Below are 20,141 nucleotides of genomic sequence, written 5' to 3'. Positions count from 1 at the left end.
ACCGCACGATCGCGTGGATTCGCTGGGCCGAAGAGGTGAGAGGCACGATCAGTGGCCCGAACGGCCCCATACGCTCGGCCACGTGGACCTGCACACGCTGAAGTACGAGGGCGACCCGCTCGCCGACGCCGTGATCGCGCACCTGGTCGAGACCGGCAGCCTGAACGAGGTCAACCAGGTGCTCGCCGAGTTCCGCGGCAACGACGAGCCCATCCCGGAGAACCTGCCGGAGGCGGTCCGCGACTACCTGGTGGCCACGGACGACCCGCCGGAGTGGATGGACGAGGACCGCGTCGCCCGCGCGCACGAGTTCTTCGTCGACGACGGTGTGCACGTGGCGTCGGTGTTGTCGTTCGGCGCCATGGTCAACTGCTACGCGCAACCCAGGCCCTCCAAGGTCCTCACGCTCACGCACAGGCTCAACCAGCCGCACCGCAGGCTGTCGGAGACGTCGCAGTTCGTGCTGAACATGATGGAGCCCAGCGCTTTCGGCGCGGGAGGCTCGTTCGTGCCGACGATCCAGAAGACCAGGCTGATCCACGCCGCGGTCCGCTACTTCGTCGGCCGCTCACCCGAGTGGGACCACGCCGAGGAAGGCGTTCCCGTGTGCCAGCAGGACCTGCTCGGCGCGATGCTGATCTTCTCCGTGCAGGTGATCGACGGCATGCGCCGCATCGGCGTCTCGGTCACCGACACCGAGGCGGAGGACTACTACCACGTGTGGCGCGTCGCGGGCGCGGTGCTCGGCATCCGCCCGGACGTGATGCCGGAAACGCTGGCAGAGGCCGAAGAGCTCAGCACCACGATGGTGCGGGCGTCCTACGCGCCGTCCGCGGAGGGCGTCGAGCTGACGAGGAACCTCGTCGAGCTGTACGAGAAGTTCGTGCCCGGCAAGGCTTTCGACGGCGTGGTCGCGGCGATGGTGCGCCAGGTCGTCGACGCGGACGTCGCGGACTGGCTGGAGGTGCCGCACTCCCGGGGCTGGACGAGAGCCGTCAACGCCGGCGCGAGGGTCATGCGCGTGTTCGAGAAGAGCGAGGACACCAGCCGGCTGGCCCGCGCCGTGCTGGACAAGGCGGGCGACCTGCTGCTGGGAGCGAGCGTCCGCACCCTCACCAACGGCCAGTCGACCACCCTCACCGTCCCGGCCTGCCTCAAGCGCTAGAGCCAGCCGTGCTCGTGCGCCACCGAGAACGCCTCGGAACGGTGTGCCACACCGAGTTTCGCGACCGCGGCCGCCAGGTGGTTGCGCACGGTCCCGGCGGACAACGAGGTGCGCGAGGCGATCTCGGCGACCGGGGTGCCGAACTCGCTGAGCCGCAACACCTCCAGCTCCCGCTGCGTCAGCGGGCACGGGGGAGCGGCCAGCGCGTCGGCCGCCAGCGCCGGGTCCACCCAGCGCGACCCGGCGTGCACGCGGCGGATCACATCGGCCAGCGTGCCGCCGGGGGATCCCTTGGGCAGGAACCCCTTCGCGCCCGCGTGCAGCGCCTGCTGCAGGTGCGGCGGCCGGCCCCGTCCGGTCAGGACCACGACAGCGCACGACGGCAGCACGCGCGCCAGCTCCAGAGTGACCTCCAGGCCGTCCAGTTCGGGCATCTGCAGGTCCACCACGGCCACGTCCGGGCGGTGCGCCCGCGCGGCCTCGACGGCGGCCCGGCCGTCTCCCGCGCGGGCCACCACCTCGAGGTCCGGCTCCAGGTCGAGCAGCGCCGCGAGCGCGTCGCGGATCAGCTCCTCGTCGTCGGCCAGCAGCACCCTGATCACGCGGGCACCACGACCAGCAGCGTGAACACGTCGCCGGACTTCTCCACGGACACCTGACCCCCCACGGCCGCGAGCCGCTCACGCAGGCCGCGAAGCCCGTTGCCCTCGCTGGAAGGCTTCTCGGCGCCGTCGTTCGTGACGGTCATCCGCACCTCCTCCTCGGCGACGGCGACATCGATCATGCACCACGTCGCGTGGCTGTGCCGCAGCACGTTGGTGCACGCCTCGCGCAACGCCAACGCCAGTTGTGTCGCGCGTTCACCTTCCACCGGCGCCTCGGAGACGGTGCACCGGATGCCTGCTTCCTGCAGCACGTTCTGGACGGCCTCGAGCTGCTCGGGCAGGTTCACGGCGCGATAGCCGTGCACCGCGTCACGCACCTCCTCCAACGCCGAGGAGGCCAGCCGTTGCGCCTCGAACGCCTCCGCGGCCGACCTCTCCGGATCGGAGGAGGCGAGACGCCCGGCCAGCTCGGACTTCAGCGCGATCACCGTCAGCCGGTGCCCCAGCAGGTCGTGCACGTCACGGGCGAACCGCAGCCGTTCCTCGCTCACCGCCAGCTCGGACTGCGCCTCCCGCCCGGCCCGCGCCTGTTCGAGGAGCCCGGCGAACCACATCGGCAGCCCTGCCATCGCGATGATCGTCAGCCCCACCAGGGCCGCGATCACCTGGTAGGTCGTGTAGTAGCCGCCGACGAACTCCCCGACCACACCCGACACCACCACCGCGCCGATGGCGGCGAGCCACCTCCACGGACCCGAGAGCAGCAACGGCGCGAAGCCCGCCGCGGCGCCGCCGATCCACGCCCACGTCGACAGCTCCTCCGGCCCGGCCGGCGCCACCAGCGGCATCGACATCAGGATCGCGACGCCGAGAACCCACAGCGGCCCGCCGCGCAACGTCACCGCGAACGCCACGGCCAGCACGAGCAGGCCCAGCACCCCGAACCAGCGCATCGCGGACGGCTCGCGCAGCACCGACACCAGCGGCACGACGAGGGAGCTCATCCACAGCAGGTGCAGGGCGCCGCGCAACGCGGTGTGCGGGAGGTCGTTCATCGCCATCAGCCTAGAACCACGCGATCAGGATCGTCACGGCGATGACCAGGTCGAACACGCCGCAGAACTCCGACCACCAGCGCGGCACGACGGCGTTGCGCACGTGGTGCACGAGGTCCCAGACGGCGTGCGCGCCCCACCCGAGTGCGATCACCAGCACCCCGGCCGAGGCGGACATCATGATCACGACCACCGCCAGCGCCGCGTACAGGCTGAACACCGCGAGCTGCACCCGCGGCGCCCGCCGGCCCCAGAACAGGTAGACGGCCTGGCACAGCAGCAGCGTCCACACGGGCGGCACGACGTGCGCCTGCCAGAAGTCGAACGTGACCGCCAGCGCGATCACCGCGGGCCAGCGGTCTCCCACGGCCCGGACCACCGGGTGCGTGCTGGGCGTGCCGTGCTCGTGCCGGTAGCGGACCAGCACGAACGCCATCGCGGGCAGCATCAGCAGGTGCCCGCCCATTATGACCGCGTCGGCGTCCAGCACGCCGAGCCAGTGCGGCACCAGCAGCACGGCGTACGGCACGACCATCGCCGCGCACATCTCGAGGATCCGGCCGTGGCCGCGGTAGAGCATCCACAACGCCATCGGCACGGACATCGAGGCCGCCATCCACAGAGCGGCCACCTCGACCCGCTCAGGCGTCCACAGGGGCCCGAACAGGGCCATCCCGACCAGCATCGCCACGAGCATCTCCGCGCCGTGGCGCACCACCGGCCCCACGGCCGGGAAAACCTTCGTCGTCATGCTTCGAGAATCGGAGAATCCCGCCGCAAGACCCATCCGTGCGGTGTCACGAGTCTTCTGTGCGAAACGCCCAGAAGACCTATGCGTCCACCTCGGCCCAGATGGTCTTCCCACCGGTGAACTCGCGTGTGCCCCAGCACCGTGCGAGCTGTGAGATCAGCAACAGCCCGCGGCCCCGCGAGTCACCGAGCCGTGACCGTCCCAGTTGTGGCAGTTCGGCCGGTGTGTGGTCATCGACCTCCACCCGGACGAAGTCCGTGTGTCGTTGGACCCGCACCGCGCGTGGTCCTTCAGCGTGCTCATAGGCGTTGCTGGCGAGTTCCGTGCACACGAGGAGGACGTCGAGCCTGACGTCCTCGGACAGGTCCCTCAACAGGGTCCCGACCCACGCGCGCATCGCGCCGAGGTCCGGTGTGCCCTCCGGCAGGGTGTGCAAGGTCCTCGCGGAGGCGCTCAGCACCTCAGGGGTGTCCATCTCCATCCCACCTCAGTTCGGCTGAAGCCCTCCTGGCTGCTCAAGACGGCCGTCAGGGTGCGAAATACCACCGTGCGTGCTACCCCAAACGTGTGGACGGTTATGGCTTCAACCTCGCGCTGGTCGCGGTACTGGTTTTGCTCAACGCGGCTTTCGCGGGCAGTGAGATGGCGTTCGTGTCGCTACGAGAGGGGCAACTGCGCTCGCTCGAACGAGAAGGGCACCGCCGGCTGGTCCGGCTGGCACGTGATCCCAACAGGTACTTCGCGACGATCCAGATCGGCATCACGCTGTCCGGGTTCCTCGCCTCGGCCACGGCCGCGGTCTCTCTCGCGGAACCGATCGTGCCGTTGCTGAGCTTCCTCGGAGGTGCCGCGAACGGCGTCGCGATCGCACTCGTCACCGTGGTCCTGACCTTCGTGACGCTGGTCTTCGGCGAACTGGCGCCCAAGCGCCTCGCGATGCAGTACGCGGTGCGCTGGGCGAAGATCGTCGCGCGCACGCTCGACCTGCTGTCGACGATCTCCCGCCCCGCGGTGTGGCTGCTCAGCAAGTCGACCGACCTCGTGGTGCGGGTGCTCGGCGGGGACCCGAACGCCGACGACGAGCAGATGTCGGCGGAGGAACTGCGGGATCTCGTTGAGGTGCAACAGCATCTCAACCAGGAACAGCGCACGATCATGACCGGCGCGTTGGAGATCCACGAAAGGCGGCTGCGCGAGGTCCTGGTGCCGCGCCGGCAGGTGACGATCCTCGAATCAGGTTTGGACACCGCCACCGCACGGGAAATCCTGGCGAGGTCAGGACATTCCAGGGCTCCGGTGACCAAGGACGGTCACCTGGACGACGTGGTCGGCGTGGTGCACCTGCGCGACCTGCTCGACGACGCGGTGGCCGTAGCCGACGTGGCACGCGCGCCGATGGTGCTGCCGGACTCGGTGCGCGTGACCGACGCGTTGCGGCGCATGAAGGCCGAGCACGAGCAGATGGCCCTGGTCGTGGACGAGCACGGTGCCGTCGACGGGATCGTGACGCTGGAGGACCTGCTGGAGGAGATCGTCGGTGAGATCTACGACGAGACCGACTCCGACGTGGTCGCGGTGCGCGCGGAGGCGGACGGGTCGATCGAGTTGCTCGGCACGTTCCCGGTCCACGACCTGGTGGACATCGGCGTCGAGCTGCGAGACCCGCCGGCGGGCCAGTACGCGACGGTCGCGGGACTGGTGCTGCTGATCCTCGGCCGCATTCCGGAGGAACCGGGGGACGTGGTGGAGGTCTCCGGCTGGAAGATCGAGGTGCTGGAGGTCGAGCACCACGCCATCACCCAGGTGCGGCTGCGGCGTGAGCAGAAGGATGAGGGCGAGGTCACAGCCGAAACCGCGGAATGACCAGGGCCTCTGAACCGTTACACACCAGTGCAGCCACTTCCGGTTGCCACTCCTGCCAACGGACAAGGGGGATTTGTCATGCCTGCAGATCTGAAGAACCGCGCGTCCGGAACGCAGGACGCGGACTCGGTCGGCCAGTACCTGCGCGACGTCGGGCGCACGCCGCTGCTCACCGCGTCCGAGGAGGTCGACCTGTCCCGGCGCATCGAGGCCGGTGTCTACGCCGCGCACCTGCTCCAGAGCGGTGACACGACGCGGGACGCGCGCCTGTTGCGCCGCGTCGTCGCCCAGGGCGAGCGCGCCAAGGACCACATGATCCGCGCGAACCTGCGCCTGGTCGTGTCGGTCGCGAAGAAGCACTCCTTCCGCGGCCTGCCCTTCGGCGACGTGGTCCAGGAGGGCAACCTCGGCCTGATCCGCGCGGTCGAGAAGTTCGACTACGCCAAGGGGTACAAGTTCTCCACCTACGCGATGTGGTGGATCCGCCAGGCGATCGAACGCGGCCTGGCCGAGCAGACCCGCACCGTGCGCCTGCCCGTGCACGTGGTCGAAGAGGTCAACAAGCTCAAGAAGATCGGCCAGAAGCTCTCCTCGGCGCTCGGCCGGGACGCGACGGTCGAGGAGATCGCCGCCGAGGCCAAGTGTTCGCCGCAGCGCGTGCAGGACCTGCGCGACGCGGCCCGCACGTGCGTGTCGCTGGAGACGCCGGTCGGCGACGAGGGCGACTCGGTGCTGGGCGACCTGATCCAGGACACCGACGGCGTGTCCGCGCCGGATCTCCTGGAGCAGCAGGAGTTCACCGAGGGCGTGCGCTCGCTCCTGGACATCCTGCCCGAACGGCAGGGCCGGATCATGCGCCTGCGCTACGGACTGGAGGACGGGCGCACCCGCACCCTCCAGGAGGTCGCGGAGGAGCTCGGCCTGACGCGCGAGCGGATCCGCCAGCTCGAGAAGCAGTCGCTCGCCCAGCTCAAGCAGTCGGGCGACCGCGACGACCTCTTCGCGCTCGCCGGCTGACGAGGTTTCCGATCGGCGCTGTCCCTCCCCGGAGGGACAGCGCCGCCGTCGTTTCTGGACGATGCCAACTCCGTACGAAAGTCGCTTGTCCTACCTGTTGTCGCAACTAAAGACTCATCACGTCCGATAACGGACTAACGCTGTTTCGCAACCGCGTGTGACCACATCTCGTGGGCCGTCGAGGGCCGGCCCGTGGTCGCACGCGGTTTCCCTGCGAATGAGGAGCAGTGATGAGACAAGGCACCCTGCGCACGCTCGGGGCGGCGGCAGTCGCCGTCGCCGGAACCGTGCTCGCGCTCCCCCAGGCCGTGGCCGCACAGCCCGAGGGTCCGATCGTCGCGGAAAGCGCGCCCAACGCGGTTCCCGACAACTACATCGTCGTCCTGAGGGACAACGGCATCGCGCGCTCGGAGGTCAGCGGCCGCGCTGACGGCCTGGCGTCCCGCTACGGCGCGAAGATCGGCTTCACCTACAGGGCCGCGTTCAAGGGCTTCTCGGCCACGCTGTCGAAGCAGCAGGCCAAGCGCCTCGCCGCCGACCCGGCCGTGGCCTACGTGGAGCAGGACCGGACCGTGCAGGTCCTGACCGACCAGCTCAACCCGCCGTCGTGGGGTCTCGACCGCGTCGACCAGGCGAGCCTGCCGCTGGACAGCAAGTACAGCTACAGCACGGGCGCGGCGAACGTGACGGCGTACGTGATCGACACCGGCATCAACTACGACCACGCCGACTTCGGCGGCCGCGCGTCGTTCGGCTTCGACGCGTTCACCGACGGCCGCAACGGCAAGGACTGCCAGGGCCACGGCACACACGTGTCCGGCACCGTCGGCGGCGCCACCTACGGCGTGGCGAAGAACGTCAAGCTCAAGGCCGTCCGCGTGCTCAACTGCGCCGGTGGCGGTTCCGTCGCGACCGAGGCGGCGGGCGTCGACTGGGTCACCGCGAACGCCGTCCTGCCGGCCATCGCGAACATGAGCCTCTACACCGGCACGGCGAACGAGCCGAGCCGCGTGCTCGACGACGCCGTGCGCGCCTCGATCCGCGGCGGCGTCACCTACGTCGTGGCGTCGGGCAACTTCAACGACGACAGCTGCAAGTACTCGCCGCAGCGCGTCACCGAGACGATCAACGTCATGGCGTCGGCCCGCACCGACGCCCGCGCGTCGTTCTCGTCCTACGGCACGTGCAGCGACCTGTTCGCACCCGGCCAGGACATCGTCTCCGCCTCGTACAGCAACAACACCGGCACGGCCACGATGAGCGGCACGTCGATGGCGTCCCCGCACGTCGCGGGCGCGGCGGCGCTGTACCTCGCGGACAACCCGGCCAAGACCCCGGCCGAGGTCCACGCGGCGATCCTCGCGCAGGCCACCCCGGGCAAGGTCACGAACCCCGGTTCTGGTTCCGCGAACCTGTTGCTGCGCACCAACACCGGCGGCGTTCCCGGCGTTTCGGTGACCAACCCGGGCAACCAGAGCACCGCGCTCAACGGCGCGGTGAACCTGCAGCTGTCCGCGTCCGGTGGCACCTCGCCGTACACGTGGTCCGCGACCGGTCTGCCGACCGGGCTCTCCATCGGTTCCTCGAACGGTCTCGTCACCGGCACGGCCACGGTTCCCGGCACCTACAACGTGATCGTGACGGCCACCGCGTCCGCGGGCGGTTCGGGCAGCACGTCGTTCACCTGGACGGTCGGCTCGGCCACCTGCGCCCCGCAGACCAACGGCACGGACGTCGCGATCCGCGACAACGCGACCGTGACGTCGACCGTGACGTTCAGCGGCTGTGCCGGCACCGCGTCGGCGAGCAGCCAGGTCGAGGTGCACATCAAGCACACCTACAAGGGTGACCTCGTCGTCGACCTGGTCGCGCCGGACGGTTCGGTCTACAACCTGCACAACCGCACGGGTGGCAGCGCCGACAACATCGACCAGACCTACACGGTCAACCTGTCGTCGGAGACCCGCAACGGCACCTGGACGCTCCGGGTCCGTGACGCGGCGACCGCCGACGTCGGCACCATCGACACCTGGACCTTGACGGTCTAGAGGTTTTCGAGCGTTTCCACGAAGTAGTGCATCGTGAGCTCCGCGTCCCGCGACTGTTCGTGCGGGGCGCGGAGCTTCTCGCTGAAGTCCGCGACGTCGTTGACGGCCCAGCGCAGCGAGTAGAAGGCGCTGTCGCCGCCGGCCAGCCAGAGGTCGCGCTCCGGTGGCGCCAGCGCGACCGTCTCCCAGTCGACCAGGCACAACCCCGCCGGTGTGTTGATCACGTTGCCCGCGTGGGGTTCTCCGTGCGTGACCACCCGTTCGCCGGGGAGTTGCTCAGCGAGCCGGTCCAGCTCGGTCAGCCGGGCGCGGACGAGATCGGTGCGGGCGACGAAGATCTCGCGTGCCTGGGCGGAGAACCACTCGCCGGGCTCGTCGAGCAACGCCGTCAGCGCGGCCCTGCCCGGCACGTCGACCGGCGCGACCGGGCAGTCCGCCGGCGGTTCGCAGGCGTGCAGCGCGGCCAGCAACTCGCTCACCCCGGGGTGGACCGGATCACCGAAGGAACCGGACTTCCCCATCACGTAAGGGAAAACGCTCAAGGCGTACCGGTCGTTGAGCAGGACCACGACGTCGCCGTCGTCCGATCGCACCGGCGCGACGACGAACGGCAGGTGCTCGCCCAGGGCCGCGGCCGTCTCCATCGCCCGCCGCTGACCCGCCAGCGGCCTGGTGGTGAGGTCGGTGACCGAGGTGAACCACCGGTCGTAGACGGTCCAGTGGTAGTCGCCGAAGCCGACGGGGGCGTAGACCGGTGGCCCGGTGATGCCGTACCGGGCGAGTCCGGTGCGCAGGTCGTGCTCGGGCAGTCCGGCGGGGAGATCTTCCACGACGCACGAAGCTACCGTCTCGAATGGCACGATGTCCCGCGTGAACGTTTCGGCCGTGTTGCGCACCCTGGCCCGGTTGAGTGCCGCCGAGCAGCCGCAGAAGCTCCAGCTCGACCTCACCAAGGCGGCCGGGCTGCTGTGGCAGGGCGACCACGAACCGTCGTGGCGCGCGATCACGCTCGTGCAGGAGGGTCCGCAGTGGACGCCGGTGCCGTGGAAGGCACCCTGGCAGGTCCGTGCCGAGGTCGAGCACCTCGCCGCGTACGACGCGCTGCACCAGGAGGACAGGGTGCTGCGGCTGGGCTGGGCGTTCCTCGCCGGGCCCGCGCAGATCGGCGGGCAGCGGCGCCGGGTCTGCCTGCCGCTGGTGTCCCGGCCCGTCCGCCTGCACCACGGCGGCGATCTCGACTACGCCTACCACGTCGCCGGTGACGCCGGGGTGTTCCCGCTGGTCGACGACTGGGCGACGAGCGCGGAGCGGGAGGCCGCGCTCGCCCCGACCGAGGAGTGGATCACCGAGACGCTCCGGGCGGCCGGGTTCGAGGACGTGCCGATCGTGCACGCCGACCCGAAGACGCTCATCTCCGGCGACGAGCTCGTCGTGTCGATGGGCGCCGGGCTGCACGCGGGCGAGCCCGTGGTGAAGACGGAGCAGGGCACTGCCCTGTTCGACTGGTCGGTCAAGAAGGGCATCGACGCCACGGCCTTCGCGGCGCTGTACGGGGACGCCGGTGGAACGGGCCGCCACGACGAGCCGATCAGGTCGGCGTTGCCGTTGAGCCACAGCCAGATGCGTGCGGTCGAGCAAGCCCGCCGTGCGCGCGTCACGGTCGTGGGCGGGCCTCCCGGCTCGGGCAAGACCCACACCCTCGCGGCGCTCGCCCTGGACGCCGTGGCGGCGGGGAAGTCCGTCCTGCTCGCCAGCCGCACCCGCAACGCGGCCGACGTGCTCGGTGACGCGCTGCGCAGAGCCGGCGGACCGGTGCCGGTGCTGTTCGGTGACTCCGAGCTGCGGCAGGAGATGGCGCGGGAGCTGAGCGACGGGCTGACCGCGACGAGCAGTTCCGGCCGGCTGGACGAGCTCGACCGGGTCCGGCGTGCGGCCGAGGCGGCCGTGCACCGCGTCGAACGCACGGCCGGTGGCGCGCTCTCCGATGAAGAGCTGGCCGCCGAAGCCAAGAAGCACCAGGCGTTGATGCCCGCACACCGTGCCGTGGCACCGAAAGCGTTCGAGGCGGGCGCGGACTTCGACGCACTGCGCGGACTCCTCAAGCCGCGAACCGGATTCCTCAGTGGACTGCGGACCTCCTGGGCGCTGAAGAAGGCCCACCGCCTCACCGGCGCCCACGACGCCTCGGTGGAGGACCTCGCCGCCGCCGTGGAGGCGGCCGGGCAGACGGCGGCCTCCGTGCGGATCGGCACGAGCGGCGGCACCACGTTCGGTGAGCTGCGGCCGTTGCTGACCGAGCAGGACGTCGCGAGCCGCGAGGCGACGGCCGCGTGGCTCAAGGAGTACTCGGTCAGCCGCAGGGGAGCGGGAGCGCGCCGGGCGGTGGCGGCGCTCGCGAGGGCGTTGCGCTCCGGACGGGCGGCGCGGCGGCGCGGGCTGGCCGAGGTCGACAGCGCGGACCTGGTGGCGGCACTGCCGTTGTGGGTCGGCACGCTGTCCGACGTCGAGGACATCCTGCCGCCGGTGCCGGGCATGTTCGACCTCGTGATCATCGACGAGGCGAGCCACGTCGATCAGCCGCTGGCCGCGCCCGCGTTGCTGCGCGGACGATCGGCGGTGATCGGTGGAGACCCCCGGCAGCTGCGGCACGTGTCGTTCGTGAGCGACGAGGCCGTGCGGGCGGCGGTCGGCGCCGAGGGCACCCAGGACCTGCGCGACCGGCTGGACGTGCCGAAGGTGAGCCTGTTCGACGCGGGCGCGGCGACGGCTGGTGTGCACTGGCTCGACGAGCACCACCGCTGCGCGCCGCACCTGATCGGGTTCGCCGCGGAGAGGTTCTACGACGGCAAGATCGCGCTGCTGACCACGCACCCGTCGATCGCGGACGTCGACTGCATCGACACCGAACGCGTCGACGGGGTCCGCACCGCGAAGGGCGTCAACCAGGCCGAGATCGACGCCGTGCTCGCCCACGTGCGCAAGCGGGTCGCCGCGGGCGTGCGCTCGATCGGTGTCGTGACACCGTTCCGCGCGCAGGCCGACGCGGTGGAGGAGGCGCTGCTCAGCGAACTGACGCTGACCGAGATCACCACCGGCGGCGTGCGCGTGGGCACCGTGCACGGCGTGCAGGGCGGCGAGTTCGACGAGGTCGTGATCAGCCTCGCCGCCGACGCCAGACCGGGCGGGTGGCGGTTCGTGAACGACCGCAACCTGCTCGCCGTGCTGACCACCCGCGCGCGCAGGCAGGTGCACGTCATCACGTCGGCGCCCGAACCGCCCGGCCTGATCGGCGAGTACCTGCGCCACGCCGACGTCGCGCCGACCGAGACCGCCGGCGCCGACCCCGGGGACGCCTGGACCGCGAACCTCGCTCAGGAACTGCGCACCGCCGGTCTCACCGTGCGCACCGGGTATCCGGTGGGGCGGTGGCGGATCGACCTCGTGGTGGGGGAGAAGGAGGACGCCGTCGCGGTCGAGACGCGCCCGCACCCCTCAGGAGTGCGGGCGCACCTCGACCGCTGGCGTGCGCTCACCCACGCGGGGTGGCGCGTGCACGACGCGTTCGGCAGCCGGTTCGGCGACGACCCGGCGAGAGCGGCCGTGGAACTGGTGCAGGAACTACCGGCGGCTGGGCTTGAAGAGCGGCTCGGCTGAGGCCACCGAGGGCAGGAACGGGTTCGGGTTCGCCGGGCACACCGTCCCGACCGGCGGCAACGTGCCGTTGAGCAGGTACGCGTTCGTGTGGTCGGTCGCGCACTGGCTCACCCCGTACGCCGTGTGACCCCAGCCCGCGTAGGCCAGCAGGCGGCTGCCCGCGAGCTGGCGGTTCGCGGCCTGCGCGCCCCGGAAGTCCGTGACACCGTCGAAGTGGTTGCCCACCACCAGGACCGGCGCGTTGGTGCGGGTGCGCCACGGACCGGTGTAGCGGTCGGGGTTGGTCGGCCAGTTCGCGCACGCCGCGTTGCCCCACCACCACGCGGGACCGAACTCGGAACCCGCTGCCGCGTACCGGGAGATGCTCTTGTAGGCGTCGAAGTCGCGCGGGAACTCGATGTCCGCGCAGACGTTGCCGTTGTAGGCGTCGAAACCGTTGGGGTAGTCCGGTTCCGCCACGGCCGAGGTCGTGGACGGCGTGCCGGCCGCCGCGTCGGAGAGCTGGTCGAAGAGCACGGCGGCGTCCGGCCAGTCGCTCGGCGAGTACATCGCGCCGATCGCCGCGTTGATCACGGCGTCGTAGGTGAACGTCTGGTCGCCGAGCTGGATCGGCTTGGCGCGCACCGACTTCAGCAACGCGTCCCAGCGCTTCTCGGAGTTCGGCCCGAACACGCACTGCGCCTCGTCGCAGTTGCGGAGGAACTCGCGGAACTCCTCCTTCGTCGCGATCCGGTCCGACTTGATCTGCCAGCCGCTCGACCACAGCTCGGGGTCGAGCACGCCGTCGATGACGAACGCGCGGATGTTGTCCGGGAACAGGTTCGCGTAGGTCGTGCCGAGGAACGAGCCGTACGAGAAGCCGAGGTAGCTGATCTTGCGGTCGCCCACGGCGCGGCGCAGCAGGTCCATGTCCCGTGCGACGTCGGCGGTGCTCATGTGCTTTGCGATGCGCTGGTCGTCACGGCACTCGGGGCCGAGCGAGCGGTAGCGCTCGAAGAACGGCCGCTCCTGCGAGGCCTGGTACGGGAAGCCGGGGATTCCGTCGAAGAACTCGTCGAGCTCGGCCTCGCTGGAGAAGCAGTGCAGCGGATCGGACTGGCCGATGCCGCGCGGGTCGAACCCGACGATGTCGAAACGGCCCTGCAGGTTCTCCGACAGCCTGGTGCCCGCGCCGAGCGCGAAGTCCACGCCGGAACCACCGGGGCCACCGGGGTTGAGGAACAGAGACCCGATCCGGCGCGCCTTGTCCGTTGCGGGCTTGCGGGCCAGCGCGATGGACGTCGTGGCGCCACGCGGGTCGTCGTAGTCGAGCGGCACCTTCACGGAGGCGCACTCGAAACCGGGGTGTTCGGCGCCGCAGGCAGCCCAGTCGATCTTCGGAACGGCGGGTCCGCCCGACGCCTGCACCGCGGGCGTGCCGGTGATCATGAGCGCGGCCGCGGCGGCCAGCACGGTGAATCGCATCGACAAGCTCCCCTCTTGTCCGCAGAAGCGCTCTTCCTACCTGCTCGCGACGGGCCCCGTCGACCGCCGAAAGTCGTGATCGGCCAACTGGGACGCCGTGCCGAGGAACGGGTTCGGGTTCGCCGGGCACACCGTCCCGGCCGGCGGCAGCGTCCCGTCGAGCAGGTACGAGTGGACGGCGTCGACGGCGCACTGACTGCGCCGGTACGCGATGTGCCCCCAGCCCGCGTAGGCGAGCAGGCGGCTGTTCGGCAGCTGCCTCGCCACGGCCTGCGCGCCGCGGAAGTCCGTGGAGCCGTCGAAGTGGTTGCCCACCACCAGGACCGGCGCGGACGTGCGGGCACGCCACGGTCCGGTGTAGCGGTCGGGGTTCACCGGCCAGTCCGCGCACGCGCTGGTGCTCCACCACCAGTACGGCCCGAACTCGGAGCCCGCCCCGGCGTAGCGGGAGATCGCCCGGTACGCGCCGAACGTGCGCGGGAACTCGGTGTCCGCGCACGTGGTGCCGAGGTTCGCGTCGAAGAAGTTGTCGTAGGCGGGATCCGACCGGGCCACCGCCGTTCCTGCCGAAGCGTCGGACAGCTGGTCCAGCACGGTCGCGATGTCCGTCCAGGCCTCCGAGGCGAACCCGGCGAGGACCGCCTGCTGGACCACCAGGTCGTAGGTCCACACCTCGGTTCCCAGCGTGATCGGCTGCGCGCGCACCGAGGCCAGCAACGCCTGCCACCGCTGCTTCGAGTTCGGCCCGAACACGCACCGGGCCTCGTCGCAGAGCCGGAAGAACTCGTCGAGCACCTCGGCGGTGGCGATCCGGTCGGACTGGATCTGCCGCCCGCTCGACCACAGCTCCGGGTCGAGCACGCCGTCGATCGCGAGCGCGCGGACGTTGCCGGGGAACATGTTCGCGTAGGTCGTGCCGATGTAGGAGCCGTAGGACGTGCCGAAGTAGGTCAGCCGACGGTCGCCGAGGGCGCGGCGCAGCAGGTCCAGGTCCCGCACGACGTCGGCGGTGCTCATGTGCCGGGCGATCGGCTGGTCGCAGCGGGACGCCAGCGAGCGGTAGCGGTCGAAGAACGGCCGTTCCTGCTCCGGTTCGTACGGGAAGACCGGCCCGGCGGTGAGGAACGCGGCCCGCTCCCGCTCGTCCGCGAAGCACCGCAGCGGGTTCGAGCGGCCGATGCCGCGCGGGTCGAACCCGACCACGTCGAACCGGCCCCGGACGCCGGCCGACATCTTCTCGCCCCACGCCCAGACGTAGTCGATCCCCGACGCTCCGGGCCCGCCGGGGTTGAACAGCAACGACCCGATGCGCCCTGCCCGGTCGGTGGCGGGCTTGCGCGTCAACGCCACCGTGGTCGTCGCGCCGCGCGGGTCGTCGTGGTCGAGCGGCACGGTGAAGGTGGCGCACTCGAAACCGGGGCGTGCGGGCGCGCACGCGGCCCAGGCGATCGGCGGTGCCGAGGCGTGGGCGGCCGGGGCGAGCGGGACCACGAGCGCCAGCACGGCGCCGAGCACGGGAAGACGCATGCGGCGTTGATATCCGCCGTCAGTCCGGGCGTCGATGCTTTTGGCGAACTCCGAGGCTGTCGGCGATCTGGTCGTGGATGGGCGTGCCCATCACGATCGGGCTCGCAGGCGGGGGTTGCGTGGCTGTGCCAGGTGCTTCCTGGGTTTCCTGCATGCGAGGAGCGTAGGGATGGTCATTGACCCCTCAAGGACGCTGATCAAGGAATCACACCGTCTCTACCCCAAGAGGTGAATCCGGTTCCCCCGATCTACACCCAGCGTGCAGGCCCTGCCCTGGTATTAGCACCCCTGTGGGTGCCCCCGATGGAGTTAACTCGACATGCTCAGCAACGTGGAATCTCATCGGACGGACACGTTGTTGCGTGATCTCGCGACCATGCTGAACGATCGGGTGCGAGGCCGGACGAGCGTGGAGCGTGACGATGGTCAGCGGCAAGCCGGGCATCGCGAAGCGGCAGCTCATCCTGCTCAGCGGCAGGGCCCACCCGGAGCTCGCGGAGGCCGTGGCCAAGGACCTGGGCGTCGCCATCACCCCGCAGGCCGCCTACGACTTCGCGAACGGCGAGATCTTCGTCCGCTTCGAGGAGTCGGTGCGCGGCGCGGACGCGTTCGTCGTGCAGAGCCACAGCGCGCCCGTCAACGACTGGCTGATGGAACAGCTGCTCATGGTCGACGCGTTGAAACGCGCCTCGGCCAAGCGCATCACGGCCGTCATGCCCTCGTACCCGTACGCGCGCCAGGACCGCAAGTACGCCGGCCGCGAACCGGTGTCGGCCAGGCTGGTCGCGAACATGTTCTCCACCGCGGGAGCCGACCGGATCGTCACGGTCGACCTGCACACCGCGCAGGCGCAGGGCTTCTTCGACGGCCCGGTCGACCACCTGCACGCGATGTGGCTGCTCTGCGAGCACGTCCGCGGCCGCTACCAGGGCGAGGACCTCACGATCGTCTCCCCGGACGCCGGCCGCACCAGGCTCGCCGAGAAGTGGGCCGACCTGCTCGGCGGCTGCCCGATCGCGTTCATCCACAAGACGCGCGACCCGTTGCGCCCCAACGAGGTCCTGGCCAACCGGGTCGTCGGTGACGTCGAGGGCCGCACGTGCGTCGTGGTCGACGACATGATCGACACGGCGATGACGAGCACCACGGCCGCGCGGCAGCTGCTGGAGCAGGGCGCGAAGGACGTCGTCCTCGTGGCCACGCACGGCGTGCTGTCCGGCGAGGCCCACGACCGGCTGATCGCGAGCAAGGCGCGCGAGGTGATCCTCACCGACACCCTGCCGATCCCGCGGGAGAAGCGGTTCCCGGGCCTGACGGTGCTGAGCATCGCGCCGTTGCTGGCGCGGGCGATCCAGGAGGTCTTCGAGGACGGCTCGGTGACGAGCCTGTTCGACGGCAACGCCTGACCCCTTCCGGGAAGCCGTTTCGGGAAGCCTTCCCGCTCGTCCCGTGTTGCCATGGGGCATGGGCGAACTGCGAGTGGAGACCTCGGCGAAGCGGGTCCGTGCGTACTTCGGTGGCGAACTGGTCGCGGACGCGACCGCGCCGCGCCTGGTCTGGGAGATTCCGCACTACCCGGCCTACTACCTGCCTCTGTCGGCGGTCCGCGCCGAGCTGAAGCCGACGGGCGGGACCAGGGGTGACGGCGTGGTCCACGACGTCGTCACGCGCGGGGGAACGGCCCCGGCCGCGGCGCTGACGTTCCCGGACTCGCCGGTGCTGGGGGACCTGGTCCGGTTCGAGTTCTCCGCGATGGACGAGTGGCTCGAGGAGGACGAGCCGATCTACGTCCACCCGCGCGACCCGTACAAGCGGGTCGACGTCCTGAGCAGCTCGCGGCACGTGCGGATCGCGCTGGACGGGGTGACGCTGGCGGCGTCGGCGCAGCCGCGGATCCTGTTCGAGACGAGCCTCCCGCCGCGGTTCTACCTGCCCTTGAGCGACGTCCGGTTCGATCTGCTCAGGCCGTCGGGCACGCGGACGCAGTGCCCGTACAAGGGGACCGCGGACTACTGGTCGGTCGAGGTGAACGGCGTCGTGCACGAGGACCTCGTGTGGATCTACCGCTCGCCGCTGCCGGAAAGCCAGAAAATCGGTGGTCTCGCCTGTTTCTACAGTGAGAAGGTCGACCTCTTCGTCGACGGCGAGCTCCAGGACAAGCCGAAGACCCCCTGGTCGTAGCCATCGACGGGGAGTCGTACTTCACACACTGCAAACTTGCAGTGACTGCAAAAAAGTTCGTACCCTGGGTCTCGTGAACCAGCCGGGGGAAAGCCTGCGCGACCGCAAGAAGCGACGGACGCGTGCCGCGCTCGAGCGGGCGACCGTGCGACTCTCCGCCGAGAGGGGCTACGACCACGTCACCGTCGAGGAGATCGCCGCCGAGGCCGACGTCTCGGTGCGCACGTTCTTCAACTACTTCGCGAGCAAGGACGAGGCGCTGATCGGCGCGGACCCCGAGGCGGGCCCTCGCATGGCCGAGCGCATCCTCGCCTTCCCGGGCACCGTGACGCCGTTCGAGGCGTACCGGCAGTCGGTGCTCGCGGAGATCACCGAAGAGCTGGACAACGCCCGCGACCTGTGGCTGCTGCGCAAAGAGGTCCTGATGCAGCGGCCGGACCTGCTGGTCCGCGCGTTCGCCAACAGCGCGGAGTCCGAGCAGGCGCTCGCGAACGCGGTGGCACACCGGGCGGCGCTGCCCGAGTCCCACCTGTACCCGCGCCTGCTCGTCGCCGCCGGAAGTGCCGCGTTCCGGTGCGCCGTGACGCGCTGGGCCCACGACGACAGCCTCGCGCTGGGCGATCTCGTCACCGAGGCGCTCGACCTGTTCGGCACCGGACTGGCTCACACGCCGCAGCACCACCACGAAGGGGGATCATGAGCACCGCCGAAGCAGAAGTGACACCGGTCCACGACAAACGTGCCGTCGTCCAGGCCATGTGGGGCCTGATGATGGGCATGTTCGTGTCGATCCTGGCCAGCACGATCGTGTCGAACGCGCTGCCGAGGATCGTCGCGGACCTGAAGGGCTCGCAGTCGATCTTCGCGTGGATCGTGACGGCCGAGCTGCTCGCGATGACCGCCACCGTGCCGTTGTGGGGCAAGCTCGCCGACCTCTACAGCCGCAAGCTGCTGATCCAGGCGTCGCTGAGCCTCTTCGTCGCCGGCTCGCTGATCGCGGGCTTCTCGCAGAACGTCGAGATGCTCATCGTCTCCCGCGTCGTGCAGGGCCTCGGCGCCGGCGGCGTCACGGCGCTCGCGACGATCGTGATGGCCGCGATGATCCCGCCGCGCGAGCTCGGCAAGTACTCCGGCATGTTCGGCGCCGTGTTCGGCGTCGGCACCGTCGCGGGCCCGCTCATCGGCGGTCTCCTGGTCGACACGTCGTGGCTCGGCTGGCGCTGGTGCTTCTTCATCGGCATCCCGTTCACCCTCGCCGCGATCTACATGCTGCAGCGCACCCTGAACCTCCCGGTCGTGCGCAAGAAGGAAACGAAGATCGACTACCTGGGCGCGTTCCTGATCGTCTCCGGCGTCTCGACGCTGCTGATCTGGTCCTCGCTCGCCGGCCAGAAGTTCGAGTGGGCCTCGGGCTGGACCGCCGGCCTGGTCTCGCTGGGCGTGCTGCTGCTCGTGGCCGCCGTCCGCGTCGAGGCCACCGCGCACGACCCGATCGTGCCGCTGTCGATCTTCCGCAACCGCACCGTCTCCCTCGCGACCGTCGCCAGCGCCCTGGTCGGCATCGCGATGTTCGGTGGCACGGTGTTCCTCTCGCAGTACTTCCAGCTCTCGCTCGGCAAGACGCCGACCCAGGCCGGCCTGCTGGGCCTGCCGCTGATCTTCGGTCTGCTGATCTCGTCCACAGTGGCCGGTCAGATGATCACGAAGTTCGGCAAGTGGAAGGCGTTCCTCGTCTCCGGCGGCGTCTTCATGATCGGCGGCATGCTGCTGCTGTCCACGATCACCGCGCAGACCACCGTGTTCATGGTGTCCGTGCACATGTTCGTGCTCGGCGTCGGCGTTGGTCTCATGATGCAGAACCTGGTGCTGGCCGCCCAGAACGACGTGCCGGCCAAGGACCTCGGCGCCACCACGTCCACCCTGACGTTCTTCCGCTCGCTGGGCGGCGCGATCGGCGTCTCGGCACTGGGTGCCGTGCTCGCCAACAAGGTCTCGTCCCTGACGGAGGAGAAGTTCGGCGCGATGCCCGGCGGCGAGGCCTCCGGTCACGCCGTGCCGGACCTGTCCGTGCTGCCGCCCGAGATCAAGGCCGTGATCGCCGACATCTACGCGACGGCGACCGCGGAGATCTTCCTGGTGGGCGTGCCGTTCGCGGTGCTCGCGCTGCTGGCGGTGGTGTTCATCAAGGAGAAGCCGCTCAAGGAGACGAGCGGTGACGACCGGCTGGCGGCGGAGATGGCCGCGGGTCACTGATCTGGTTGCTTCTCGGGGCCCTCGACCATCGTGGTCGGGGGCCCCGGTGCGTTCAGAGCCGGGGGAGCCGGTCGTTCGCGCCGGGGTGGTAGCCGCGCTCCAGGCGGAAGACGTAGGCCCGCAGGTCGGTTTCGAGATCACCCGCCAGGTAGGCGAGGAAGTCGCGGGCACCGTCGACGGCCTCGACCTCGTCCGGCTTGGTGGAGGCGGTCCACTCGGCGAGCAGCGCCGTGACGTGCTCCTCCACCTCGGCCCGCTCAGCCCACCAGGCGCGGACGGCGTCCGGTGTCCACCGCTCGTCGCCGTCGTCGGCGTACCCGTCGAACGGGTCCTGCGCGGCGGCGACGTGGATGCTCTCGATCTCCGCCTTCGTCCTGGGCTGGCGGTAGATGAACTCGTTGTAGTACTCACCGCCGTAGAGGATGTGGCGTGGTGCATGAAGCCGGCCGGTCCAGCAGTTGTCGGTCTGGCCCGTGTAGAACGGCCCTGGCACGTTCAGCCAGTGCTTCTCCGTCCACTTCTGGTCGCTCACGCCGCCATGATCCCTGACTTTCGTCA

17 protein-coding genes are annotated in these 20,141 nt (G+C 70.2%); 9 read left to right on the top strand and 8 right to left on the bottom strand.

From position 1 onward, the window contains the following. Positions 1 to 82: 82 nt before the first annotated feature. Positions 83 to 1,165 (top strand): oxygenase MpaB family protein, encoded by a 1,083-nt coding sequence (locus IE307_RS08655; RefSeq protein WP_191297319.1) that lies wholly within the window; start codon positions 83 to 85, stop codon positions 1,163 to 1,165. Here the strand turns inward: IE307_RS08655 and IE307_RS08650 are convergent. The 4 genes from IE307_RS08650 to IE307_RS08635 form a co-directional block, all read right to left on the bottom strand. Then, the gene (locus IE307_RS08650; RefSeq protein ID WP_191297318.1) at positions 1,162 to 1,767 is read right to left on the bottom strand and encodes a response regulator transcription factor; all 606 of its coding nucleotides are present in this window, start codon (positions 1,765 to 1,767) and stop codon (positions 1,162 to 1,164) included. The two genes, IE307_RS08655 and IE307_RS08650, sit on opposite strands and share 4 nt — an antisense overlap. Further along, on the bottom strand, positions 1,764 to 2,825 hold the full coding sequence (locus tag IE307_RS08645) for a sensor histidine kinase (protein ID WP_229904531.1): 1,062 nt from the start codon (positions 2,823 to 2,825) through the stop codon (positions 1,764 to 1,766). Before IE307_RS08645 ends, IE307_RS08650 begins: the two co-directional genes overlap by 4 nt. 10 nt (positions 2,826 to 2,835) lie before the next feature. Continuing rightward, entirely contained in the window at positions 2,836 to 3,576 is a 741-nt protein-coding gene (locus IE307_RS08640; RefSeq protein ID WP_191297317.1) for a hypothetical protein, read from the bottom strand. A gap of 79 nt (positions 3,577 to 3,655) precedes the next feature. Then, positions 3,656 to 4,051: an ATP-binding protein gene (locus IE307_RS08635; protein WP_191297316.1), complete on the bottom strand. Its 396-nt coding sequence runs from the start codon at positions 4,049 to 4,051 to the stop codon at positions 3,656 to 3,658. Between the two features lie 92 nt (positions 4,052 to 4,143). Between IE307_RS08635 and IE307_RS08630 the strand changes: the two genes are divergently transcribed. The 3 genes from IE307_RS08630 to IE307_RS08620 all read left to right on the top strand — a co-directional run bounded on the left by IE307_RS08630 (position 4,144) and on the right by IE307_RS08620 (position 8,504). Then, entirely contained in the window at positions 4,144 to 5,439 is a 1,296-nt protein-coding gene (locus IE307_RS08630; protein ID WP_191297315.1) for a hemolysin family protein, read from the top strand. A 78-nt stretch (positions 5,440 to 5,517) separates the two neighbouring features. After that, positions 5,518 to 6,456, top strand: coding sequence for a sigma-70 family RNA polymerase sigma factor (locus IE307_RS08625; protein ID WP_191297314.1), 939 nt, complete (start codon positions 5,518 to 5,520; stop codon positions 6,454 to 6,456). Between the two features lie 230 nt (positions 6,457 to 6,686). Further along, positions 6,687 to 8,504, top strand: a complete 1,818-nt coding sequence (locus tag IE307_RS08620) for a S8 family peptidase (protein WP_191297313.1) — start codon at positions 6,687 to 6,689, stop codon at positions 8,502 to 8,504. Here IE307_RS08620 and IE307_RS08615 read toward each other — a convergent pair. Next, on the bottom strand, positions 8,501 to 9,334 hold the full coding sequence (locus IE307_RS08615) for a phosphotransferase (protein WP_229904530.1): 834 nt from the start codon (positions 9,332 to 9,334) through the stop codon (positions 8,501 to 8,503). The two genes, IE307_RS08620 and IE307_RS08615, sit on opposite strands and share 4 nt — an antisense overlap. A gap of 40 nt (positions 9,335 to 9,374) precedes the next feature. Here IE307_RS08615 and IE307_RS08610 point away from each other — a divergent pair, with 40 nt between their 5' ends. Further along, a complete protein-coding gene (locus IE307_RS08610; RefSeq protein WP_191297312.1) occupies positions 9,375 to 12,158 on the top strand; it encodes an AAA domain-containing protein in 2,784 nt (927 codons plus the stop codon). Here IE307_RS08610 and IE307_RS08605 read toward each other — a convergent pair. Both IE307_RS08605 and IE307_RS08600 read right to left on the bottom strand, forming a co-directional pair. Continuing rightward, on the bottom strand, positions 12,123 to 13,622 hold the full coding sequence (locus IE307_RS08605) for an alpha/beta hydrolase (RefSeq protein ID WP_191297311.1): 1,500 nt from the start codon (positions 13,620 to 13,622) through the stop codon (positions 12,123 to 12,125). The two genes, IE307_RS08610 and IE307_RS08605, sit on opposite strands and share 36 nt — an antisense overlap. Before the next feature lie 36 nt (positions 13,623 to 13,658). Further along, the gene (locus IE307_RS08600; RefSeq protein ID WP_191297310.1) at positions 13,659 to 15,149 is read right to left on the bottom strand and encodes an alpha/beta hydrolase; all 1,491 of its coding nucleotides are present in this window, start codon (positions 15,147 to 15,149) and stop codon (positions 13,659 to 13,661) included. A gap of 422 nt (positions 15,150 to 15,571) precedes the next feature. On the opposite strand from IE307_RS08600, the gene IE307_RS08595 reads away from it, so the two are divergent. From IE307_RS08595 to IE307_RS08580, 4 genes are all read left to right on the top strand, one after another. Then, the gene (locus tag IE307_RS08595) at positions 15,572 to 16,555 is read left to right on the top strand and encodes a ribose-phosphate diphosphokinase (protein WP_191297609.1); all 984 of its coding nucleotides are present in this window, start codon (positions 15,572 to 15,574) and stop codon (positions 16,553 to 16,555) included. A gap of 58 nt (positions 16,556 to 16,613) precedes the next feature. Continuing rightward, positions 16,614 to 17,330, top strand: coding sequence for a DUF427 domain-containing protein (locus tag IE307_RS08590; RefSeq protein ID WP_191297309.1), 717 nt, complete (start codon positions 16,614 to 16,616; stop codon positions 17,328 to 17,330). Between the two features lie 73 nt (positions 17,331 to 17,403). Further along, positions 17,404 to 18,030, top strand: a complete 627-nt coding sequence (locus IE307_RS08585) for a TetR/AcrR family transcriptional regulator (RefSeq protein ID WP_191297308.1) — start codon at positions 17,404 to 17,406, stop codon at positions 18,028 to 18,030. Continuing rightward, complete coding sequence (locus IE307_RS08580) at positions 18,027 to 19,583, top strand: MDR family MFS transporter (RefSeq protein ID WP_191297307.1); 1,557 nt, start codon at positions 18,027 to 18,029, stop codon at positions 19,581 to 19,583. Before IE307_RS08585 ends, IE307_RS08580 begins: the two co-directional genes overlap by 4 nt. Positions 19,584 to 19,635: 52 nt before the next feature. Here IE307_RS08580 and IE307_RS08575 read toward each other — a convergent pair whose 3' ends face one another. After that, positions 19,636 to 20,115 carry a hypothetical protein gene (locus tag IE307_RS08575; protein WP_229904529.1) on the bottom strand — a complete coding sequence of 160 codons (480 nt, stop codon included), beginning with the start codon at positions 20,113 to 20,115 and terminating at the stop codon, positions 19,636 to 19,638. Between the last annotated feature and the right edge of the window lie 26 nt (positions 20,116 to 20,141).

It is taken from the genome of Lentzea cavernae (assembly GCF_014653695.1).
GTDB classification, from domain to species: domain Bacteria; phylum Actinomycetota; class Actinomycetes; order Mycobacteriales; family Pseudonocardiaceae; genus Lentzea; species Lentzea cavernae.
This window is presented reverse-complemented; position numbering and strand designations above follow the sequence as displayed.

Bases quoted from the DNA above. Each gene is read 5' to 3' on its own strand.
- IE307_RS08600 (WP_191297310.1), bottom strand. From the start codon at position 15,149: ATGCGTCTTCCCGTGCTCGGCGCCGTGCTGGCGCTCGTGGTCCCGCTC.
- IE307_RS08620 (WP_191297313.1), top strand. From the start codon at position 6,687: ATGAGACAAGGCACCCTGCGCACGCTCGGGGCGGCGGCAGTCGCCGTC.
- IE307_RS08625 (WP_191297314.1), top strand. From the start codon at position 5,518: ATGCCTGCAGATCTGAAGAACCGCGCGTCCGGAACGCAGGACGCGGAC.
- IE307_RS08580 (WP_191297307.1), top strand. From the start codon at position 18,027: ATGAGCACCGCCGAAGCAGAAGTGACACCGGTCCACGACAAACGTGCC.
- IE307_RS08645 (WP_229904531.1), bottom strand. From the start codon at position 2,825: ATGAACGACCTCCCGCACACCGCGTTGCGCGGCGCCCTGCACCTGCTG.
- IE307_RS08595 (WP_191297609.1), top strand. From the start codon at position 15,572: ATGGTCAGCGGCAAGCCGGGCATCGCGAAGCGGCAGCTCATCCTGCTC.
- IE307_RS08590 (WP_191297309.1), top strand. From the start codon at position 16,614: ATGGGCGAACTGCGAGTGGAGACCTCGGCGAAGCGGGTCCGTGCGTAC.
- IE307_RS08640 (WP_191297317.1), bottom strand. From the start codon at position 3,576: ATGACGACGAAGGTTTTCCCGGCCGTGGGGCCGGTGGTGCGCCACGGC.
- IE307_RS08605 (WP_191297311.1), bottom strand. From the start codon at position 13,622: ATGCGATTCACCGTGCTGGCCGCCGCGGCCGCGCTCATGATCACCGGC.
- IE307_RS08635 (WP_191297316.1), bottom strand. From the start codon at position 4,051: ATGGACACCCCTGAGGTGCTGAGCGCCTCCGCGAGGACCTTGCACACC.